Consider the following 19,442-nt stretch of genomic DNA (forward strand, 5'->3'; position numbering starts at 1 on the left):
GAATATATAAAAAAATATCATTTGAGAAACTACCCATTTTGATAAATAGGTAGTTATCATGAACTAATAGTTCACTTTGTTTATATTTCATTCAGTCAATCCTTCTTATCATTCCTTCTATTGTTCATCGCCCATCCCGCTCATTTTTTCGGCTGATACAATGACAAGAATAAAATCATATAGACAATACAAGCTGTCCCTATCCATTGGAAAAGTCCGAATGGCTCTTTTAACCAGAAAACAGTCGTGACGACTGCTGCAAGGGGCTCAACACTTCCAATTAAGCTCGACTCTTTTGGTGATAAGTATTGCAAACTTTCTATGTAAAACCAAAAAGCGATCATCGTTCCAAATATGACCACAAACAATAAATAGACATACGCTTCAAAAGGTAAATGAGTGAGATTGACCTTCCATGGAGGATGGATCAAGCTAAGGGCGCCTCCTCCTATAAGCATCGCCCAGCCGACAACCACTAGAGAGTCGAATTGTTTTAACAGGCTGATCGGATATAACGTATAAAACGAGAGCGCCACAGCCGATAGTATTCCCCAAATCACTGCCACAAATGGAACGGTTAATGTTGAAATAGAACCATTCGTCAATAAGAAAAACATGCCCGCTAAAGCCAATACCACTGTAACCAAATCTCTTCTAGTGAAGGTTGATTGCCTGCGAATGACCAAATACACGATAATCATGACAGGGGCTGTATACTGCAGCAGCGTTGCCACAGCAGCATTTCCATGTTGAATGGATGCCATATAAGTATATTGAACAGCCAGCATACCCATTAGCCCAAATAGAAGGACTTGCATCGCTGTCCTCTTCTTTTGCCACACACCGAACAGATGTGTTTTTTCTTTTGTCACCACATGAACAAATAAAAGCAATCCTCCTGAAATGAGCAACCGAACCGTCACAAGCCAATTGACATCAATCCCATATTGCTGGAACAATTTTTGTGAAATTGTTCCTCCTACTCCCCAGCAGATGGCGCCTATGAGTACAAGTAAAATTCCCTTTCTCCTATTCATTTTCATTCTCCTCAATTCTCAACAAATCATGATAATATAGTTGATAGTAGTTCACTTTGTTACATATTGATATATCAATTGAACATAAAAATAAAAGAATATTGAGGAGAATTATGCACAACCATCATTTTCTGATTGACTTCAACCTGAAAGAATTAACGGAGCATTCTACGACAACATGGCCTATTGCTATTTATCATACGAAAATTCGTCATCATAGAAGCGGCTACATCCCTCTTCACTGGCATGACGAGTTTCAATTTGTCTTTATTTTAGAGGGTGAAGCTGAATTTCATATCAATGAAGAGACATTATGTTTAAAGCAAGGAGATGGCATTTTTATCAATAGTGGCTGCCTGCACATGGCAAAAGATGCGAATGGGACGGCATGTACTTATGTTTGTTTAAATGTCTCTCCCTCTTTCATCACAGCGAATGAATTATTCACCACATTTGTCCACCCTTATATGCATGCGAGCCAGACACCTTATATTTTATTCAACCGAAAAGATCACTGGCCAAAGCAGATCTATCAATGCATTCAAACCATTCAACAATTAATTGATGAAACTCCGGAATATTTTGAACTTGAACTCAATATTCAGCTTATCACCATTTGGAAAAGCTTATTACAAAATGGCTTCCAAATGAAACATGATGCGCGTAAACACGATAAAAATGAACGGATGAAACATATGCTGAATTGGATTCACCAGCATTATCATGAAAAGATCCTTCTCGAAGATATTGCTCGTGCAGGACAGTTAAGCCGCTCAGAATGCTGCAGATCCTTCAAAGACATTTTAAAGAAATCACCCATGCATTATGTAAATGAATATAGAATTCAGCAAAGCCTCGTCCTGCTCCAAGAAACGGATTTCAATATTACAGAAATCGCCTACCAAGTAGGCTTTAACAGCACAAGTTATTTTATCAATTTGTTTAAAAGAATAAAAAATACGACACCTTTAGCATATAGAAAATTAAAACAGCTGGATTCTCTCCAGATAAAATGGATAGAAGAAAAATAATGCAGAAGGCGTCTTAAATGGCTTTTGTAAATACAAACGATGAGAATGGCTACATTTCAATCGCCCTCGCCTAATGCAGACTAGGGCGTTTTTTATTGCTGTTTTTGTTCTTTTAGTTTCTTAAAAATCACAAATTGATATACTCCGAATAGTACGGTGAGGATCATAATTGCTGTAAATAATTGATTGGCTGGAAGCAAGAAATATACGACAACAAAAGATAAAAGCAACACAAGATAACCTATATTGAACGCTTTTTTGAATGTCATGATATTACCTCCTTTCATTAATAACTTCTATACATACTAGATAATCAACAGAAATAGAATCAGTTGAAGTTTTTTTGGGGGAGAATGGGGGGATTCGAACACACAAAATTTTTAACCCTCCATAATCCCTTTATACCAAAGGTTTTCTTTTTACAATATCTCTATTTGCAATTTACTAATAAAAACGTATAATTTATACTAAGCACAGGAAGACGAAAGACAAAGGAGAGAAAAAATGGACGATTATGCTCATACTAAAGACATAGAACCTACAGCAGAAAACATCGCAAAAGCCATTTATACTGTTAACCGCCATGCTAAAACCGCACCAAACCCCAAGTTTCTTTATCTTTTGAAAAAACGAGCGCTGCAAAAACTATTGCAAGAAGGTAAAGGAAGAAAAGTGGGCCTACACTTCTCTAACAATCCCAAGTATAGTCAACAACAGTCCGACGTGCTGATTGAAATTGGAGATTATTATTTTCACCTGCCACCAACGAAAGAAGACTTCGAATTTTTGCCACACTTAGGAAATTTAAATCAATCATATCGCAATCCGAAAGCGAATATGTCATTAAACCGAGCAAAGCAAATACTTCAAACGTATGTCGGTTTAAAAGAAAAACCTGCCGCCACAAAACAAAAATCACATTACACAAAGCCCGTCTTCAAACGACTCGGGGAAAGTTATTTTTAAACAGAAAAAAACCACTCATGCCGAGTGGTTTTTTGTTTAGATAATAAAATGATCGACTTTTTCAATCAGCTGATGAATTTCTGGTTTACTGATTTGATCATCTGCACCGATCGTTTCCCCTTTATGACGCAAATCTTCAGTAATTAACGAAGAGAAAATAAGAATCGGAATAGAATTTGTTAAAGGATTGTCCTTCAGCAGTTTTGTTAGCCTGTGGCCATCCATTTTAGGCATTTCAATATCCGTAATAATCATATCAATTTCTTCTGTCACACTGATTCCTTTGCTGACAAGATCCATGACATGATCATATGCCTGTTTGCCATCTTCAAAGGTCACAATGTTTTTATAGCCTGCTTCGGTTAATTCATTTGTTAATAAACGCATGAGAAGCGGAGAATCTTCAACGACATACAGCTTCTTCCCTGTTCTTCTCTCGTCTTTCTCACCGTCAAACATATGATACGTATCAACACCTGAAGCGGATTCAATATCATAAATGATTTTTTCGTAATCTGGAAGGAAAATCATTTTTTCATCAAGCTTAATGATGCCCGTTAAATGACGGTCCATCCCTTGATTCAGTGCAGTCGGCTTCTCAATCTCTTCCCAGCTGACGCGGTGAATTTGTGATACTGTTCCTGTATGGAACACAAATTTCCGTTGGTTGAATTCAGTCACAATATATTTCTCTTGTTCCGACTGATCTGACTCGACATTAAAAAAGGAAAATAGATTGATGACTGGTAAAATCTCGCCTCGTAAACTAATCATCCCTTCTACATCTTGGTGAGAGTGCGGTACAACCGTCACCTCAACCGGCTGAATGATTTCTCTTACTTTCATGACGTTAATGCCGAATTGATTTGCACCAATTTCAAACTTCACAATTTCCAATTCATTGGTACCAGAGTCAAGTAAAATTTCTTGTTTATTTAAAGCCACGGAAATCCCTCTATTCTTCAATATTAGATTGTACTTTTTATATCGGCAGCATAGGTAAAAAGTTGACGTTTCTTTACGCTTTCTCTCGAACGAATTGATGAATCACAAGTCCTATCGCTGCAAGGATGAGCAAAGACCCTAGTGCTAGGCGGCTTGCGAGATTTCCGTAGTCTGCAAACAGCAGGGTAACTGAGCCATAAATAATGGGCCCAATAATGGAAGACACCTTCCCTGAGAAGGCAAAGAGGCCAAAAAACTGTCCTCGCTTTTCCTTCGGGGTCAGTTCAATAATCAAGATTCGTGATGCCCCCCAGCTTGCGCCAAGTGAAATCCCGAATAAACTGCCCGCTACCCAGAAGACCCATTCGGTTGCCGCTGTCACAGCTAGAATGAGCGCCACAATTAAAATGACATATACGACGGTAATCGAGCGTTTTGCCCCTATCGCTTTTGTGATATAACCAAACAGAAAGGAGCCAATGATACTTGAAATGGTCGACACAAGATAGAGTAAAATAAATTGCCCAGCTGTAAAGCCAATAATGATTTTGGCATAAACAGCCATCATCGCAATTGCTGTTTGTAAGGCATCATTCATAAAAAAGAAGGCGATCATAAAAATAAAAGCTGGCTTGTACCTTTTCATCTCTTTAAACGTGTGAACAATCTCTTTATACCCGCTGAAAAAAGATGCCTTTTTCTTTTGCTGAGGCAGCGGATGAGGTTCTTTTACAAAAAAGAGAAAAGGTAGAAAAAAGAGAAGGAATAAAAGAGCCGTTGGGATAAATGCTTCATGAAACTGGTCATTGCCAACAAGTAAATAAACAGAGAGGCCGACAAGTGTCCCTAAATAGCCAACGGCAATACCAAATCCAGAAATAAGCGGGATTTCATCCTTTGTCCCAAGATCGGGCAAAATGGTGTCATAGAAAACAAGACTAGAATGATAGAAAAACTTTGCGACCACAAACAAGGTAACCACAACCAATAAAGAAACCGGCAGCCCAAACCATTCACTTGAGAAATCAATCCCAGCAAAAATCCCCATCAACACCGTACAAGCAATACATATGAACGTAAACACCGTAATGTAGCGTTTCTTTTTTCCTGTACGATCAATCAGCACTCCGTATAAAGGTGTAAAAATGACGAGAAAAAAGCTGGCTAGTGCGTTTGCATAAGAAATAAAGGTGCTGGCGATCTGGTCCATTCTCGCACTGTCCCCGATCGTTTCCTGCAAGTAAAACGGGAAGAAAATGGTGATCATATTTGATGAAAAGATCGTATTTGCAAAATCATACAACGCCCAGGCTAACACAGGTGCTGTCAAAAACAGCCCGAAGCCTGCCCCTTTTTTCTGTGCGGTCTTTTTTCCTGTTCTCAATCGATTGTCTCCCTTCTCTGCCTCTTTTTTCACTATCATTCTATTTTATGTGCTGTTTCCCTCTTCCATACAATAATCTATGAAAAAAAGCACCTCTTACCATATAGCAGAGGTGCTTTTTTCATTATCTCTTCACAACAATTGTACTTGCAATCAAATCGTGAAGTGCTTGTTTTTTCTCTGTGAAAAAAGCAAGGATATATCCAATATATAAGATCGGAGACAAAAAGCCTTTTGCAAAGAAGCGGCCAGTTGCACGCCCGAATGTGACCTTTTCGCCTGTGACTTTTGTGACTTTGATGCCAAGAGCCATCTTCCCGAGTGTTCCTTGTAATTTTGATGATTCCATGATGGCGTAATAAAGCCATGTCACCACGGTCCCCATCAAGACTGCCCCTATATAGAAAATGATCAGTCCCATAATAGCTTCCCATTCCTCATCCGTTATGACGGTTGAAGAATAGTAATAACTGTCGTCATCCATCATCAGAGCTGCACCTGGGCTTGAGACAAAAAAGACTGACGCCAAAATAAACATGATAAAAGCAATTGGTACTCCGATAATGATACCGTCCAAAAGATGTGCAAGAAAACGATAGCCTACGCCTGCTAGCTCAGGATGCTTCTTTTCTTGAATGTGTGGTTCTGTTATGTTGGTTTCCATCCTATTTCTCCTTTATTATGTATGTTTTCTATAAATTTCTTATAATCATTCGTTATTATATCCTATGAATATAGCAAGATCAATGCAGCTTTACACTTTTACATACATTTTAGATCAGTTTGATCTAAATGATTTATGTGAATAAATACTGAAAATTTGTGAAAATCATGGCACTTCTAGTTCTTTTACCTCCTGATTTTTTAACATTTTGTGATATTTTCGTCTTGTTTCCATTATTCTGTTGACATTGATTCTTCAAATGGTACAATAGTCAAGGATTTTTTAAAGAAAGGTGTTCATGATGGGAACTGTTGTATTATTAAAGAACAACGAAATGACTGTAATTGAAGATATTTGCGAAGCTGATTATTTAGATATGAAGCATGGTTTGTCAAACGATGACACAGCTTATATCTCTTGGTACGAAGACTACGATACTGCTTATGGATATTGATTTCATTTCATAGATGAAGCGTAAAAAAGGCGATACAACCTGAGAATAGGTTGATCGCCTTTTTTACGTTTGTAAACTTCTTTCACTTTCAGGTTCCACATGAATAAAGATTTGCGCATGCGGAAATTCGAGCTGAATCTTCTCTTCAATTCGATCACATAATTGGTGAACATCTTCAATGGTTGTCTTTCCATCTACAATCAAATGGAAATCAATATATTCCTCTGCACCAGACCGCCTTGTTCGAAAGTCATGATATTCAATAAATTCTTGACTGAATCCTTGAATGATCGATTCAATTGATTGTTCTTCCTCTGGTGTTAAACGAGCATCAACAAGCGGCGGGAAGGCTTCCTTCATGAGTTTAAACGCTTCACGCATAATAAAGAAGGCCAGAATCATTCCAATGATCGGATCTAGGAAATACCAGTCGGTTAATGCTACAAGCAATAAACTGAATGCCACCCCTAGTGACGTATACACATCCGTTAAAAGGTGCAATGCATTTGATTTCATGGCGACTGAATGTACTCGCTCCGCCTCTTTGTTCACAATTCTCGATACAACAAAATTGATGAGCGCGCCTAGCAGCATGACCACAATGCCAAGCACGGGCAGCTTAACTGGCTCTGGATGCATTAATTTGTGAACACATTCGTATATAATCCAAATGCCAGCAACGAAAATGAGCAGGGTCTCAATCGTTCCAGAAATATTTTCGACTTTTCCATGTCCATAAGGATGTTTAGAATCTGCTGGCTTTCTTGAAATACGAACAGAAATAAATGCAATAAACGACGCCATTAAATCGAGAAACGAATGAATGGCTTCTGATAAAACCGCAACAGATCCGGTTAAGAGACCTACAATGATTTTTAAGATGACAACAAATGTGTTGCTCAGCACGGATAGAAACGCGATTTTCGATGTCTTCGCTGATTGTTCCATCTATCGTCCTCCTTTAGGAGATCGTATGTCTATGAAAGCCATTCCCATGACCATGATTCTCACGTTCTTTCAGTTTACGCAGTTTTGCCGTTTTCTAATCATTCTCATCACAGCCTGTATTTTCTCTTGAGGTTACGCTATAATAAATGTTGCTCTTTCTTCAATATATCACTCATGCGGTGATGGATAGGAGAATAGACTACATATAACGCTATCCAGTGCCTTTCGCAGGTGACATTTATGCAGTGAATGGTAAAATAGGATAAAAACATAAATTTTTAAGGTGATGAGAAATGGAGCATTTGCTGAATCCAAGAGTAAAGGATATTGAAATTTCAGGCATTCGAACATTTTCAAATCTCGTATCGTCATATGAGGATGTCGTTTCATTGACGATAGGTCAGCCCGATTTTTATACGCCGCATCATGTCAAAACAGCTGCCAAAGCAGCCATTGACGAGAATTTCACCTCATACACTCACAATGCTGGTTTCTTAGAGCTAAGACAAGCGATCCAGCATTATATCAAGAAGAAAGTGAATCTTGATTATACTGCAGAGTCAGAAATCATTGTGACAACAGGTGCAAGTCAAGCAATTGATGCTGCGTTTCGAACCATTTTAACAGAAGGCGACGAGGTCATTTTACCTGGACCTGTATACCCCGGATATGAACCGATCATTCGAATGTGTGGTGCCATGCCCGTACATATTGACACAACGAATGCCGGCTTTAAATTGAATGCCAAGCTGATTGAGGATGCGTTAACGGAAAAGACAAAGTGTGTGGTTCTTCCTTACCCTTCAAACCCGACTGGTGTCACGCTTTCAGAAGAAGAATTGAAAGAAATTGCCCAGCTCCTTGAAGGAAAAGACATCTTTATTTTATCCGATGAAATTTACAGTGAGCTGACATTTGACCGGCCGCATCATTCAATTGCCTCTTTCTTAAAAGAACAGACCATTGTCATCAATGGACTGTCTAAATCTCATAGCATGACTGGATGGAGAATTGGCTTTTTATTTGCTTCAGCTCCAATTGCTAAACATGTATTAAAAGTACATCAATATAACGTGTCTTGTGCCTCGGCTGTCTCACAAAAGGCGGCACTTGAAGCTGTGACAAATGGTGTGGATGATGCACTGATCATGAGAGAGCAATATAAGAAAAGACTCGATTATGTATATGATCGGCTCATTTCTATGGGGCTTCCGGTGATTAAACCTTCTGGCGCTTTTTATATTTTTCCATCCATTGAATCGTTTGGGATGAGTTCCTTTGATTTTTGCATGGAGCTGTTAGAAAGTACAAGACTTGCGGTCGTCCCAGGCTCTGCTTTCTCTCCACTCGGCGAAGGGTATGTGCGCCTGTCTTATGCTTATTCACTTGAAACGCTGAAAGAAGGACTTGACCGGCTAGAACAATTTGTACTTGAAAAACGTTCCATTCATTCGCTAGATTGAAACAACGGCTCTCTTGCCGTTGTTTTTATTTTGCAGGAAACATGATGTGAAATACGGTGCCCTTTTCAGGCTGACTATCCACACGGATCGTCCCATTATGATTTTCTAAAATATTAAATGTGACCATAAGGCCAAGCCCAGTTCCTTTTTCCTTTGTGGTTAAAAAGGGCTCTCCAATCCGTTTCATCACCGCTTCTGGAATGCCGACCCCTTCATCACGAATGGTGACAAGTATTCCATCACTTTCTGCTTTAGCCGTGATGTCTACCTTTCCTCCGTCCGGCATGGATTCTACGGCATTTTTGATTAAATTGATAAACACTTGCTTGAGCTGATTTTGATCCCCGTTCATCAGGAGACCTTCCTCTATCTCACTTGTGTTCATTAAAATGCCATTTAAGTTCGCTTGTGTTTCTAACAAAGCCGTAACTTCGCTGATGATTTTTTTCAAATCAAGCGTCTGCATTGAGGACGTTTGCTGCGGTTTCGCCAGCATTAGCAACTCACTCAAAATAATTTCTATTCGGCTCAGCTCAGAGAAAACAATCTCGAAGTATTGATCGCGATCTTTTGTTTTCGGTTTAATGAGCTGTAAAAAGCCTTTGATGGCGGTTAATGGGTTTCTGATTTCATGTGCAATGCCAGCCGCCAATTGACCTGCGATCGATAATTTTTCTGAGCGGAGCATGAGCTCTTCTGTCTGCTTACGTTCGGATATATCTCTTAAAATAATTTGAACCGCTGTTTCTCCAAAGAATGTAGTTGGGATACAGACCATTTCTGTATAAATCAGCTTATGCTTAAATGTATGACAGCTCATCGTGACAATCTCGGAATCTGATGCTCTTTCAATAATACGAGATAAGCTCTTTTTGACCTTCTGCTGATCACAGGAATGAATTTGATGAAAGATATCCTTTCCTATTAATTTATCGTAATGCTCGGCTTCAAATAATTTAATACCTGATTCATTCATAAACACCCATTTGTGATCATGGATGACCGCAATCGTGTCAATGGAGTTTTGAATGAGCAGCTGATACCTTTCCCGGCTTTTTTGAAGAACAGTTTGGAATTTTTTACGGGATGAGATGTCCACGAGCAGCAAAAGCTCTGCCCGCTGATTTTGATAAATCGTCGGTGATGACTTTACCTCAATATGAATACTGCTCCCATCTTGACGCTTCCATATCTGTTCAATCATTCCGACTGGAAGGCCTTGCTGCAGCCTTGTTATGCGGCTTCTGACAATATCATGGTACTCTTCAGCAATAAAATCAAACGCGGACTTGCCGATCATGTCATCTCTTGCACTTACCCCCATTAATTGCAGCATCGCATCATTCGCATACACAATTTTCCCTAAAGTCGTAATACATAACGGATTTGGCAGCATGGCAATCAATTGTTCAGCTTCACCGACATTTTGGAAAGCCGGCAGACTGCCCAGCGACTGTTCTGCTACTTTTGATGCTTCTTGAAATGCTGCTTTTTGGGGCTTAGTATCCAGCACCCTCATTTTCAGGATCATTTCTCTACTTACTTCGTTGTCTAACCCATCACAAGCAACAAAATCAATGCTTGCTTCGACCCATACAGCTGTCAGATCACTTCTTAGCAGTCTAAAGTGGCAAACCTCTAGCATGTGCTGATTGTAAAAATAACTTTCGACGAGAAATTGATCTTCGGTATGAACAAAGTCTTTCAAAAAACACCCTAGTAAATCCTTTTGTTCATAGAGCAAAAGCTGCTTACAGTTGGAAGAAATGTAGAGAAAGCGGCCATTAGAAGAAAGAACGGCATGTAAATCGATGTTCGAATACAATTGATTCGAATCTTTCATTTGTTGTTCCATCGTCGTCCGACCCTCCTTTTCATTTTTTAGGGTTGTCCTTAGATTGATGTATAAAAAAGATTCGCTAGAAAACCCGTATTTTCCTTCTGTCATCGAGGGAAACGTCCATATTTTCAGCAAAAAGGGAGCACTTTCTGCTGCTGTGCTCCCTGCGGTTTATTGTTTTTCATATTTCTTTTGTAATTCAACGTACTTATCCACAATTTTACTTGGGATATTTTTAATGACAGGATCTTTATCTGAGACATAAGGTGTCACGACACTAAACGCTACCTCTGGATTAGAAGAAGGATAATATCCTCCAAAGGTTAAATTGTACGTGGCATTTCCCCACCAGCTGCGGTTGGCACCATAGTAGAAGGTTTGCGCTGTACCCGTTTTTCCCGCGACATCATGCTGACCAAATCGGCCAGCGGCAGTTCCGCCTGTTGATGTAACCATTTTCAGTCCCGTTTTTACGCGGTCAATATCTGCTTTCGAGTTGTTAATCGTATTCAGCACCTTCGGCTCATATTTTTTTACGACTGGGCCTACTTCATTCTTCTTCGTTGGAAGATGAACACTTTTCACTACTCTTGGCTGAATACGGCTCCCTCCATTGGCAATTGTCGACATGTATTGTGCCACTTGGAGCGGTGTATACGTATCATACTGACCAATTGCTTCATCAAGCAAGAGTCCGCCGACCGTCTTAGGATGCGTCTGCATCCCGCTTGATTCCTGCGGCAGATCGATCCCTGTTTTTACGCCAAGACCGAATTGCGCATAGTAGTTTCTCATTTTTTGTAAGTGCTCAGGTCTTGCAGGTAACGGTCCATTCTTTTGATAGGTGATGCCCGCCATTCTCATTGCAACATGGAACATGTAAACGTTGGAACTTTTTTGGAGTGCCCGAAGGTCGTTCACCCACCCAAGATTGTTGTAAGACTTCTTCGGCTTTCCACTTCCTGCAAAATAGAGCGGTGTATCCATATAGGATTGGTTGTGTGACATCCCGTCCTGATAACCGCCAAGTACTGTGGCTCCTTTGACAACAGAGCCCATTTCATACTGAGTCGTAAATGTTCCGATCGCATAATCTGTGACGTCTCTGCCGTCCATTTTCTTGCCCGACATGGCGAGAACATCCCCTGTGTGAGGATCCATCATGACGACAAAGGCACGATCCATCATATAGTTTCTCGCACTGGCCGATCTAAGCTCTGATTCGACGATTTTGTCGACTTCCTTTTGCAGCTCCATATCAAATGTCAGCGCAAGATCAAGTCCTCTTCGTCCTTCTGTCCGCTTGATTTCATCAAGCAGCTTCCCGCCAACCTGTGTATATTGAACGGTTGCTTTCTCTGGGTTCAGAAAATCCTCATATTGATATTCTAAATAGCTCTTCCCTACACGGTCATTTCGCGAGTAGCCTCTTGCCATATAGTAATCTTCACGTTCTTTAATAATTCCTTGCTCTGGTGTAGTTACACCGCCAAGTACATTATAAAGGGTCTTTTCATACGGATATTTTCTTGTCCAGTCATTGATGACGTTCACACCTGGCAGTTCATCAAGATGCTCTGAGACAAGTGAAATCTCTTCATATGTCAAACTCACGGATGAAGTCTGTTTTGATTCTTTCGTTTCATCTAGTAAAGCAACTTTTTCGTCCCCTTTTTTCTCTTCGTTTGGGTCCATTGCCTTCACGATTTGAGGTTCAAAGGCATATCCGCCTGTAAATCTACGGTAGATCGCTGCAACAGCTTTTTCCTCCGCATCCTTTTCGATCGCTTTGACTTCTTTCTTTGGGACACGCTCTACTTGAAGCGGATAGACATCCTTTGCATCGATATCCTTTTTCTCCGCTTTTGAAATGAGATTATCCGCTTCTTTCGGATGGCTCGCCAGCCAAAAATCCCGAATGTCACGCTCTCTCAAAAAATCAGTATCCATTTTTATATAAGTCGCAAGTTTTCTTGCTACCTTAATCTTATCCTTCGCTTTCACACCGCTTTCTGATGTATAAACGATGGCAGGTACACTTTCGTTATCAACGACGACTCTTCCTCTCGCGTCATACATTTTTCCTCTTGGAGACGGGTATGATGCCGTTTTGACCTCTGTTCGGTTGGCTTGCTTTTTATAATCTTCACCATTGACGATTTGCAGCACACCAAGCTTGATCACAAGTCCAGCAAATAAACTAAATACAGCGAAGAAAAAGAGATTAATCCTCCAGGCGTTCCGGCGCTTCATTTTTTTCTGCTCGGCAGCACCTTGATGCTGTTTCTCTCCCACTTATGTAGCTCCTCTCATCCTTTTCAATCTTTTACAATTACCACTCATTATTGTAACACTTTTGTAATAGTTGTTACAGCGAAACGAGTGAAAAAAAGCTGTCAATCCCTAATCTGCAAAAAAATATACTAACACTTTAAAATATTGGTATGTTTATGTCGTTTTCTTTAAATGGAAAAATTCCCTATCCTTTGATATGAAGCGGCTCTTACTATGACTTTAACAAAAATGACAAACTGGTATTGTCAATGGAGGATGCTGGTACGTTTATAACAAAAAGTCCATGGTATGATTTTTTGTGAGAAAACAAAACAAAGATTTTAGGAGGAGTTACAATATGAAGAAGAAATCATTCTTTTTTTCAGCGCTGACAGCTGCTGCACTCATCACATTCACTGGGGGACATTCGGCTGATGCGAAGGAGCTTAACCTGAAACAAGTGATAAACGTACAGCATCAAGCCATTGATCTTCATACATTAGCAGCAAAATTACATATCTCTTCAGATGTAAACAAGCTAAGCAAGTCAAATCAAAAAGAGATCGAAGCTCTATTAAACAAGCTGATCAAAAGCGGCCAGCCTGTTACTGGAACAAAAGTAGTAAAAGAAGTAAACAAAGCAAAACAAGAACAAAAACAAGAATCAGTGAAAAAACCAACTGCTTCTAAACCAAGCACTCCAGCAAAAGAAAACACAAACAGCAATAGCAACACAAAAGCTGACCAAAAAGACACAAATGCATCAAAAGCAGACAGCAGCTTAAATGCATTTGAAAAAGAAGTGGTCGAGCTTACAAATAAAGAGCGTGCAAAGCAAGGCTTAAAGGCACTTTCTGTGGATTCTAAATTAAGCAAATCTGCTCGCGCAAAATCTCAAGATATGAAAGATAAAAACTATTTCTCTCATACAAGCCCAACTTATGGATCTCCATTTGATCAAATGAAGCAATTCGGTATCACTTACAAATCAGCAGGTGAAAACATTGCTCAAGGTCAAAGATCTCCTCAAGAAGTTGTAACAGCATGGATGAACAGTGAAGGCCACAGAGCGAACATTTTAAACAAAAGCTATACACATATCGGTGTTGGTTATGTGAAATCTGGCAACTACTGGACGCAGCAATTCATCGGAAAATAATATTAAAAAAACCTGTCCTTATTTGGGACAGGTTTTTAATTTGTCTAGTTTTTCAGCAATGCGAGGGCTTGTTTACACGCTGCAAACTGTTCCACATAGGCGGGGCAGTTTTTTATTTGACCCATAATTTATAGATGCTTTGTGTCCCGCTGTTTTCTTCGCCCTGTTCACTCAGCTTTTCATAAAGTGACTTCGCAAGTGAGAGCCCTGGCATTTCTTCTCCCATCAGCTCTGCTTCTTCAAGTGCAATGCCCATATCCTTGATAAAATGCTTTACATAAAACCCTGGCGCGAAATCGCCTTTCAGCATTCTTGGTGCAAGGTTTGACAAAGACCAGCTGCCGGCTGCACCTGTTGTGATGCTTTTGAGCACCTGCTCTGGATCAAGCCCTGATTTTTCGGCATAAGCCATTGCCTCTGCGACACCGACCATCCCCGCTGCGATGGCAATTTGGTTACACATTTTTGTATGCTGACCGCTTCCTGCCGGTCCTTGATATTGAATGTTTTCACCCATTTGCTCAAATACCGGCAGGCAGGCTTCATAGGCAGACTTTTCTCCGCCGATCATAATGGCCAGGGTGCCATTTTGAGCGCCTATGTCTCCCCCTGATACAGGTGCATCTAATGCAAATACACCTCTTTCCTTCGCTTTCAACTCAATTTCTTTTGCAAGCTGAGGCTTCGAGGTCGTCATATCAATGAGATATGTTCCAGGCGCGGCATGTGCCACAAGCCCATCTTCACCTAAATAGATCTCTTCTACATCCGATGGATATCCCACCATTGTGATGACAGCATCTGCATTTTCTGCAATGTCCTTTACTGCCGGTTTCCATGATGCTCCTTTTTGAATCAATGCGTCTGCTTTTGCTTTCGTTCTTGTATAAACGATCACTTCATAGCCTGCATCCATTAAATGTCCTGCCATACTGCGCCCCATTACACCGATTCCTATAAAACCAACTGTTTTGATTTGTGCCATCACTTGTTCCTCCTTAAAGAGACTTTGTCAAGCCACCATCGATGATCAGTGTTTGACCTGTCATATATGTATTGGCTTCAGATAAAAGAAAAGCTGCATATGCTGCAAATTCCTCTGGCTGTCCATAGCGGCCAAGCGGGATCGCTTGTTCAGCCTGTGCTTTGATTTCTTCAACCGTTCGATTCTCTCTTTGTGCGCGGTGCTTTTCCAGCTGTTTGACGCGGTCTGTTTCAATTTTTCCGGGTGCTAACGTATTGATCAAAACACCATCCTTTGCCAGCTCCTGAGCGACTGTTTTTGTCCAGCCGGCTATAGCTGGTCTAAATGTATTCGACAGCATCAAGCCTGGGATCGGTTCTTTCACTGACATTGACGCAATGTTTAACACACGTGCACCACGTTTTTTCAAATAAGGTAATGCCTCTTTTAATAACCGAATATAGCTGAGTAAATGAAGCTGAAATGATTCGATCCAATCTTCATCTGTTAAGGTGTCAAGCGTTCCTGTTTTAGGTCCGCCTGTATTGTTCACAAGAATGTCTAGACGTTGCTCATCGCCAGCCGCCGCTTGAACAAGCGCCTTAATTTGCCTGGCGTCAGATACGTCACATACTTGATAAGTCAGCTGTCCTTTGGCAAATGGAGACAGCTCGTTGACTGTTTCTTTCAGCGTTTGTTCATGTCTTCCCGAGAGCATTACATCCGCTCCCTCTTTTGCTAGAGCAAAGGCAATCGCTTTTCCGATACCTTGACTGCTTGCAGCGACCAATGCTTTTTTTCCAGTTAGTTTGACATCCATGTAAGCACCTCCTCTCGTTCATTTTATCATACAAAAAGAACCTTGCTCACGTCGCAAGGTTCCTTTCCGCGAATCACACCTTAAATCGGTCAACCGCCTGACGCAGTGCCTGGCTTGATTCGTTTAGCATTTCAGTTGAGGTTTTCGTTCTTTCTAACGCTTGAACTTGTTCATCTGTAGACGCATGCACTTCCTCAGCTGAGGCAGCAGATTCTTCTGAAATAGCAGCAATACTTTGAATGGATTCACTCATCTTCTGCTGTTCTTCTGTCATTTCATTGATCTGTGTATGAATGCTGTCGATTGAACCGACAAGTGCCTGCATTTCCATTGTGATGCTGCTGAGTGCCTCACCTGTTGCATTAATGGCATCACCTTGTTCCTCATTCATTCTACTTGCTGCTGTCATCGCTTCCGCCGCTTTCTTCGATTCATCTTGAATGAGTTTGACGGTTTCACTAATGTGTTTTGTTGACTGTGCAGATTGTTCAGCAAGCTTTCTGACTTCTTCTGCAACTACAGCAAATCCTCGTCCACTTTCTCCTGCTCTCGCCGCTTCAATACTTGCATTCAGTGCAAGTAAATTCGTTTGATCAGAGATTTCAGAGATAGCAGTCACGACGTTTTCAATATTTTTCGTTTTATGCTCAAGATCTAGCAGCATTTGCTCAACCTTTTTCGATTCATCGCTCGCTTGTGTTGATTTTTGGACGAGCACACCAAGTGCATCAAGCCCTTTATAGCTTGCATCTTCAGATGATTTTGAGTTGGTTTGCATTTGTGTGGCGAGTTCACCCATATGGCGCACTTTCTCATACAATTGCTCTGATTTCTCATTAATCGTTTCTGCATCCGACGCCTGCTTAGTCGCCCCTGTTGCCACCTCTTGAATCGCGGTTGCAATCTGTTCGCTAGACAGCAAGGTCTCATTTGAAATTTGGGTCACTTCATCCGCTGATTCCACAACTTGATCTGAAGCCCCTTTCACTTTTTCAATTAACTCCCTGATGTCCTCGGTCATTTGATTAAAGCTTTTCGTAAGGAAACCAATTTCATCTTGAGACTTCGTTTCAAGCGTGCTTGTTAAATCGCCTTCTGACACCTTACGAGCGTGCTCTATTAGACGCTTGATTGGCGTAGTTATGCTTCTTGCCAATAAGAAGCTGAGGATCATCGCAAGAATAATGGCAATGACGGATATAATGATGCTTGTCTGATTCATTTTTTCTGTAATCCAAAGCAGTTGCTTTTTCTCAAAGCTGACACCAACCGTCCAATCGGCTTCTTTGATTTTAGATGTGACCGTCAGTTCTTTACTGTCATCAATACCTGAGTTGTCGATCGCTTTTTTCACAGAAGCGACCTTTGATATATTTTTTCCTTGCTCTGTTGGATGCGCCAAAAGGGTGCCTGTGCCATCAACTAAGAAAGCGGTCCCCTTATAAGGAATCTCTTGTTCATTGATATAGGACTGAATCGAGGACAGCTTCAAATCAAGTCCAGCGACCCCAATGACCTTTCCATCTTTGACAATCGCCTTCGTGGCTGAGACAATCACTTTTTTCGTTGCTTCATCTACATATGGATCTGTCCAAACGACCTGATCAGGCTTTTCGGCTGCTTGTTTAAACCAGCCTTGTTTAGATGGATCATAGCCTTCGCCAAGATCGAACTCTGGGAAGCCGAGCATTTTGCCATCAATTGTTCCAATATAGGTAAACGAAATGAGTTTATCCTGTTCCTGCAATTTTTTTAGTGCATCTGTTTCATAAGCTAATGTTTGTTTTGTTTGTTTTTGCGCAAATTCTTCAGTCATTGTACTTGTTGCCACTTTGTTAATGGTATTGCCGTAATTATCAAGCTTTTCTGTAATAATGTCTTTCAGGCTTTCTGCCGTTGCTGCTGCGGTGGTTTTTGCATCTCGTTCAATAAGTGGTCTTAACACTAAGTTAGAACCCACTTGAACAGCCACGACGGTTAAAATTAAAATAACTGAGATGAAAACAGCTATTCTCACTTGAAGTTTCTTAAACATCTCCTCACACCCCTACATCTACTTTCACACCTTATTTTATATATCGGCAAAATGGGTAAAGCATTCAATAGTTGTAAGAAAATTTAAATAGAAAAAACAAGCCCTATAGGCTTGCTTTAAGTAAAATATTCAATCTTTGCAGACGGAAAGTACTGATCAATATATGATTCTAACGTCTCTCTTAGTTCTTGTTCCTCATCTTTTTGGTAGATATATTTCCCAATCCCATATCTCCCCCACTTGTATCGTCTTTTTTCTTCATCTAATTCTAATTTAGATTTCGGGTAGTTTTTTTGAATCACACGCTTTGCTGGTTTTGTAAAGCGATGCTGAATCATCTCAAAGGTAATATCACCTCTCACATCATCAGGAAGAGCTGCATCGAGCTTTTCAAATAAAACTTTATATCCTTCCTGCCAGCCTTCATGGATGTAGATGGGAGCAATAATAAAGCCAAGAGGATAGCCTGCCTTTGCGACCTTAACAGCCGCTTCAATCCGCTGATCAAGCGGTGATGTGCCAGGCTCGAAATATTTAATGACATAATCGGCATTAATACTAAAACGGAATCTTGTCCGGCCATTATGCTTTGCATCTAACAGATGATCAACATGATGGAATTTCGTGACAAATCGAAGCTTTCCTAAGTCGGTTTGCCCGAAGTATTCAATCGCTCGTTTGAGTGTATGTGTCAAATGGTCAATTCCTACGATGTCTGAAGTACATGATGCTTCAAATCTCGTGATATCCGGTGCTCGTTCGTTCATGTACTGCTCAGCTTGATCTAATATTTCTTCTACATTGACGTACGTTCGAATGTAAGGCTTACTTCCCATTGTTGTTTGCAAATAGCAATAATGACAATGTCCCATACATCCTGTTGCAAATGGGATCGCATACTCTGCAGATGGTTTAGACGAGTCAAACTTCAATGTCTTTCTCACACCAATGACAAGCGTTGACTTCGCGTTACGATACTTTTGCAGGTCATTTTTCCCCGGAATATTTCTTACCTGATTGTGTGAGGTCGTTTCTCTTATTTCGATTCCCATACCCTCGAACTTTTCCTTCAGCTCTCGTCCTAACGGGTACTCTAACGCCCGGGGTTCAATGTAAACAAGCTGGGGGACGAAAGGTTTGATCATATTAAGCACATCCTTACCTTTAACGTTTTTATACCGTTACTTTAACCGCACAGGATGGCTTTTATCCTTTCTAAAATCTCCCTTATTCAAATAAGTCTTGATAAAGTGCTTCTGCTTCTTCATATGTTGGAAAAACAGCATCATCAGGTGCTAGTGGATGATACGTTTCAAGTAAAAAGAGGGCAAGCTCTTCTTCGTTGTATGGATGTGAAACAATTTCTGCTTCTTTAATTTGTGCTACGTTTGCAGCATGTGGATTTCGATAAATGACATATACTTGATCACCTGGTTTATAGTCTGAGAAAGGCAATCT

The 19,442-nt window shown here is 40.5% G+C and carries 18 protein-coding genes; 5 read left to right on the forward strand and 13 right to left on the reverse strand.

What is annotated here, in order from left to right:
• Positions 1 to 140: 140 nt before the first annotated feature.
• Entirely contained in the window at positions 141 to 1,037 is an 897-nt protein-coding gene (locus tag AC20OE_RS09970; RefSeq protein WP_487268823.1) for a DMT family transporter, read from the reverse strand.
• A 113-nt stretch (positions 1,038 to 1,150) separates the two neighbouring features.
• Here AC20OE_RS09970 and AC20OE_RS09975 point away from each other — a divergent pair, with 113 nt between their 5' ends.
• Positions 1,151 to 2,068: an AraC family transcriptional regulator gene (locus AC20OE_RS09975; protein WP_487268824.1), complete on the forward strand. Its 918-nt coding sequence runs from the start codon at positions 1,151 to 1,153 to the stop codon at positions 2,066 to 2,068.
• A 92-nt stretch (positions 2,069 to 2,160) separates the two neighbouring features.
• On the opposite strand, the gene AC20OE_RS09980 is transcribed toward AC20OE_RS09975, so the two are convergent.
• Positions 2,161 to 2,337 (reverse strand): hypothetical protein, encoded by a 177-nt coding sequence (locus tag AC20OE_RS09980; RefSeq protein ID WP_487268825.1) that lies wholly within the window; start codon positions 2,335 to 2,337, stop codon positions 2,161 to 2,163.
• Positions 2,338 to 2,572: 235 nt separating this feature from the next.
• Between AC20OE_RS09980 and AC20OE_RS09985 the strand changes: the two genes are divergently transcribed.
• Positions 2,573 to 3,034 (forward strand): YkyB family protein, encoded by a 462-nt coding sequence (locus AC20OE_RS09985; protein WP_008356877.1) that lies wholly within the window; start codon positions 2,573 to 2,575, stop codon positions 3,032 to 3,034.
• Between the two features lie 36 nt (positions 3,035 to 3,070).
• Here AC20OE_RS09985 and AC20OE_RS09990 read toward each other — a convergent pair whose 3' ends face one another.
• The 3 genes from AC20OE_RS09990 to AC20OE_RS10000 form a co-directional block, all read right to left on the reverse strand.
• On the reverse strand, positions 3,071 to 3,979 hold the full coding sequence (locus AC20OE_RS09990; RefSeq protein WP_024424709.1) for a chemotaxis protein: 909 nt from the start codon (positions 3,977 to 3,979) through the stop codon (positions 3,071 to 3,073).
• 73 nt (positions 3,980 to 4,052) lie between these two features.
• Positions 4,053 to 5,363: an MFS transporter gene (locus AC20OE_RS09995; protein WP_487268826.1), complete on the reverse strand. Its 1,311-nt coding sequence runs from the start codon at positions 5,361 to 5,363 to the stop codon at positions 4,053 to 4,055.
• Between the two features lie 124 nt (positions 5,364 to 5,487).
• Positions 5,488 to 6,027 (reverse strand): RDD family protein, encoded by a 540-nt coding sequence (locus tag AC20OE_RS10000; RefSeq protein WP_058837782.1) that lies wholly within the window; start codon positions 6,025 to 6,027, stop codon positions 5,488 to 5,490.
• 301 nt (positions 6,028 to 6,328) lie between these two features.
• On the opposite strand from AC20OE_RS10000, the gene AC20OE_RS10005 reads away from it, so the two are divergent.
• Positions 6,329 to 6,481 carry a hypothetical protein gene (locus AC20OE_RS10005; protein ID WP_180272403.1) on the forward strand — a complete coding sequence of 51 codons (153 nt, stop codon included), beginning with the start codon at positions 6,329 to 6,331 and terminating at the stop codon, positions 6,479 to 6,481.
• 63 nt (positions 6,482 to 6,544) lie between these two features.
• Here the strand turns inward: AC20OE_RS10005 and AC20OE_RS10010 are convergent, their stop codons facing one another.
• Positions 6,545 to 7,429 carry a cation diffusion facilitator family transporter gene (locus tag AC20OE_RS10010; RefSeq protein ID WP_058837783.1) on the reverse strand — a complete coding sequence of 295 codons (885 nt, stop codon included), beginning with the start codon at positions 7,427 to 7,429 and terminating at the stop codon, positions 6,545 to 6,547.
• A 293-nt stretch (positions 7,430 to 7,722) separates the two neighbouring features.
• Here AC20OE_RS10010 and AC20OE_RS10015 point away from each other — a divergent pair, with 293 nt between their 5' ends.
• Positions 7,723 to 8,892 (forward strand): aminotransferase A, encoded by a 1,170-nt coding sequence (locus AC20OE_RS10015; RefSeq protein ID WP_059376961.1) that lies wholly within the window; start codon positions 7,723 to 7,725, stop codon positions 8,890 to 8,892.
• A gap of 25 nt (positions 8,893 to 8,917) precedes the next feature.
• Here AC20OE_RS10015 and AC20OE_RS10020 read toward each other — a convergent pair whose 3' ends face one another.
• Both AC20OE_RS10020 and AC20OE_RS10025 read right to left on the reverse strand, forming a co-directional pair.
• On the reverse strand, positions 8,918 to 10,747 hold the full coding sequence (locus tag AC20OE_RS10020) for a PAS domain-containing sensor histidine kinase (RefSeq protein WP_059376958.1): 1,830 nt from the start codon (positions 10,745 to 10,747) through the stop codon (positions 8,918 to 8,920).
• A 156-nt stretch (positions 10,748 to 10,903) separates the two neighbouring features.
• On the reverse strand, positions 10,904 to 13,027 hold the full coding sequence (locus AC20OE_RS10025) for a peptidoglycan D,D-transpeptidase FtsI family protein (protein ID WP_059376955.1): 2,124 nt from the start codon (positions 13,025 to 13,027) through the stop codon (positions 10,904 to 10,906).
• Positions 13,028 to 13,364: 337 nt separating this feature from the next.
• Between AC20OE_RS10025 and AC20OE_RS10030 the strand changes: the two genes are divergently transcribed.
• Positions 13,365 to 14,165, forward strand: coding sequence for a CAP domain-containing protein (locus tag AC20OE_RS10030; protein WP_039178119.1), 801 nt, complete (start codon positions 13,365 to 13,367; stop codon positions 14,163 to 14,165).
• Positions 14,166 to 14,277: 112 nt separating this feature from the next.
• On the opposite strand, the gene AC20OE_RS10035 is transcribed toward AC20OE_RS10030, so the two are convergent.
• The 5 genes from AC20OE_RS10035 to AC20OE_RS10055 form a co-directional block, all read right to left on the reverse strand.
• Positions 14,278 to 15,150: an NAD(P)-dependent oxidoreductase gene (locus tag AC20OE_RS10035; RefSeq protein ID WP_059376952.1), complete on the reverse strand. Its 873-nt coding sequence runs from the start codon at positions 15,148 to 15,150 to the stop codon at positions 14,278 to 14,280.
• 13 nt (positions 15,151 to 15,163) lie between these two features.
• Positions 15,164 to 15,949 (reverse strand): SDR family oxidoreductase, encoded by a 786-nt coding sequence (locus AC20OE_RS10040; RefSeq protein WP_059376947.1) that lies wholly within the window; start codon positions 15,947 to 15,949, stop codon positions 15,164 to 15,166.
• Positions 15,950 to 16,022: 73 nt separating this feature from the next.
• Positions 16,023 to 17,984 carry a methyl-accepting chemotaxis protein gene (locus tag AC20OE_RS10045; protein ID WP_039178114.1) on the reverse strand — a complete coding sequence of 654 codons (1,962 nt, stop codon included), beginning with the start codon at positions 17,982 to 17,984 and terminating at the stop codon, positions 16,023 to 16,025.
• A 116-nt stretch (positions 17,985 to 18,100) separates the two neighbouring features.
• Positions 18,101 to 19,129, reverse strand: a complete 1,029-nt coding sequence (gene splB, locus AC20OE_RS10050) for a spore photoproduct lyase (protein WP_064498377.1) — start codon at positions 19,127 to 19,129, stop codon at positions 18,101 to 18,103.
• Positions 19,130 to 19,211: 82 nt separating this feature from the next.
• The gene (locus tag AC20OE_RS10055; protein WP_003211490.1) at positions 19,212 to 19,439 is read right to left on the reverse strand and encodes a transcriptional regulator SplA domain-containing protein; all 228 of its coding nucleotides are present in this window, start codon (positions 19,437 to 19,439) and stop codon (positions 19,212 to 19,214) included.
• Positions 19,440 to 19,442 lie beyond the last annotated feature (3 nt).

It is taken from the genome of Bacillus sp. SRI_025 (assembly GCF_057592095.1).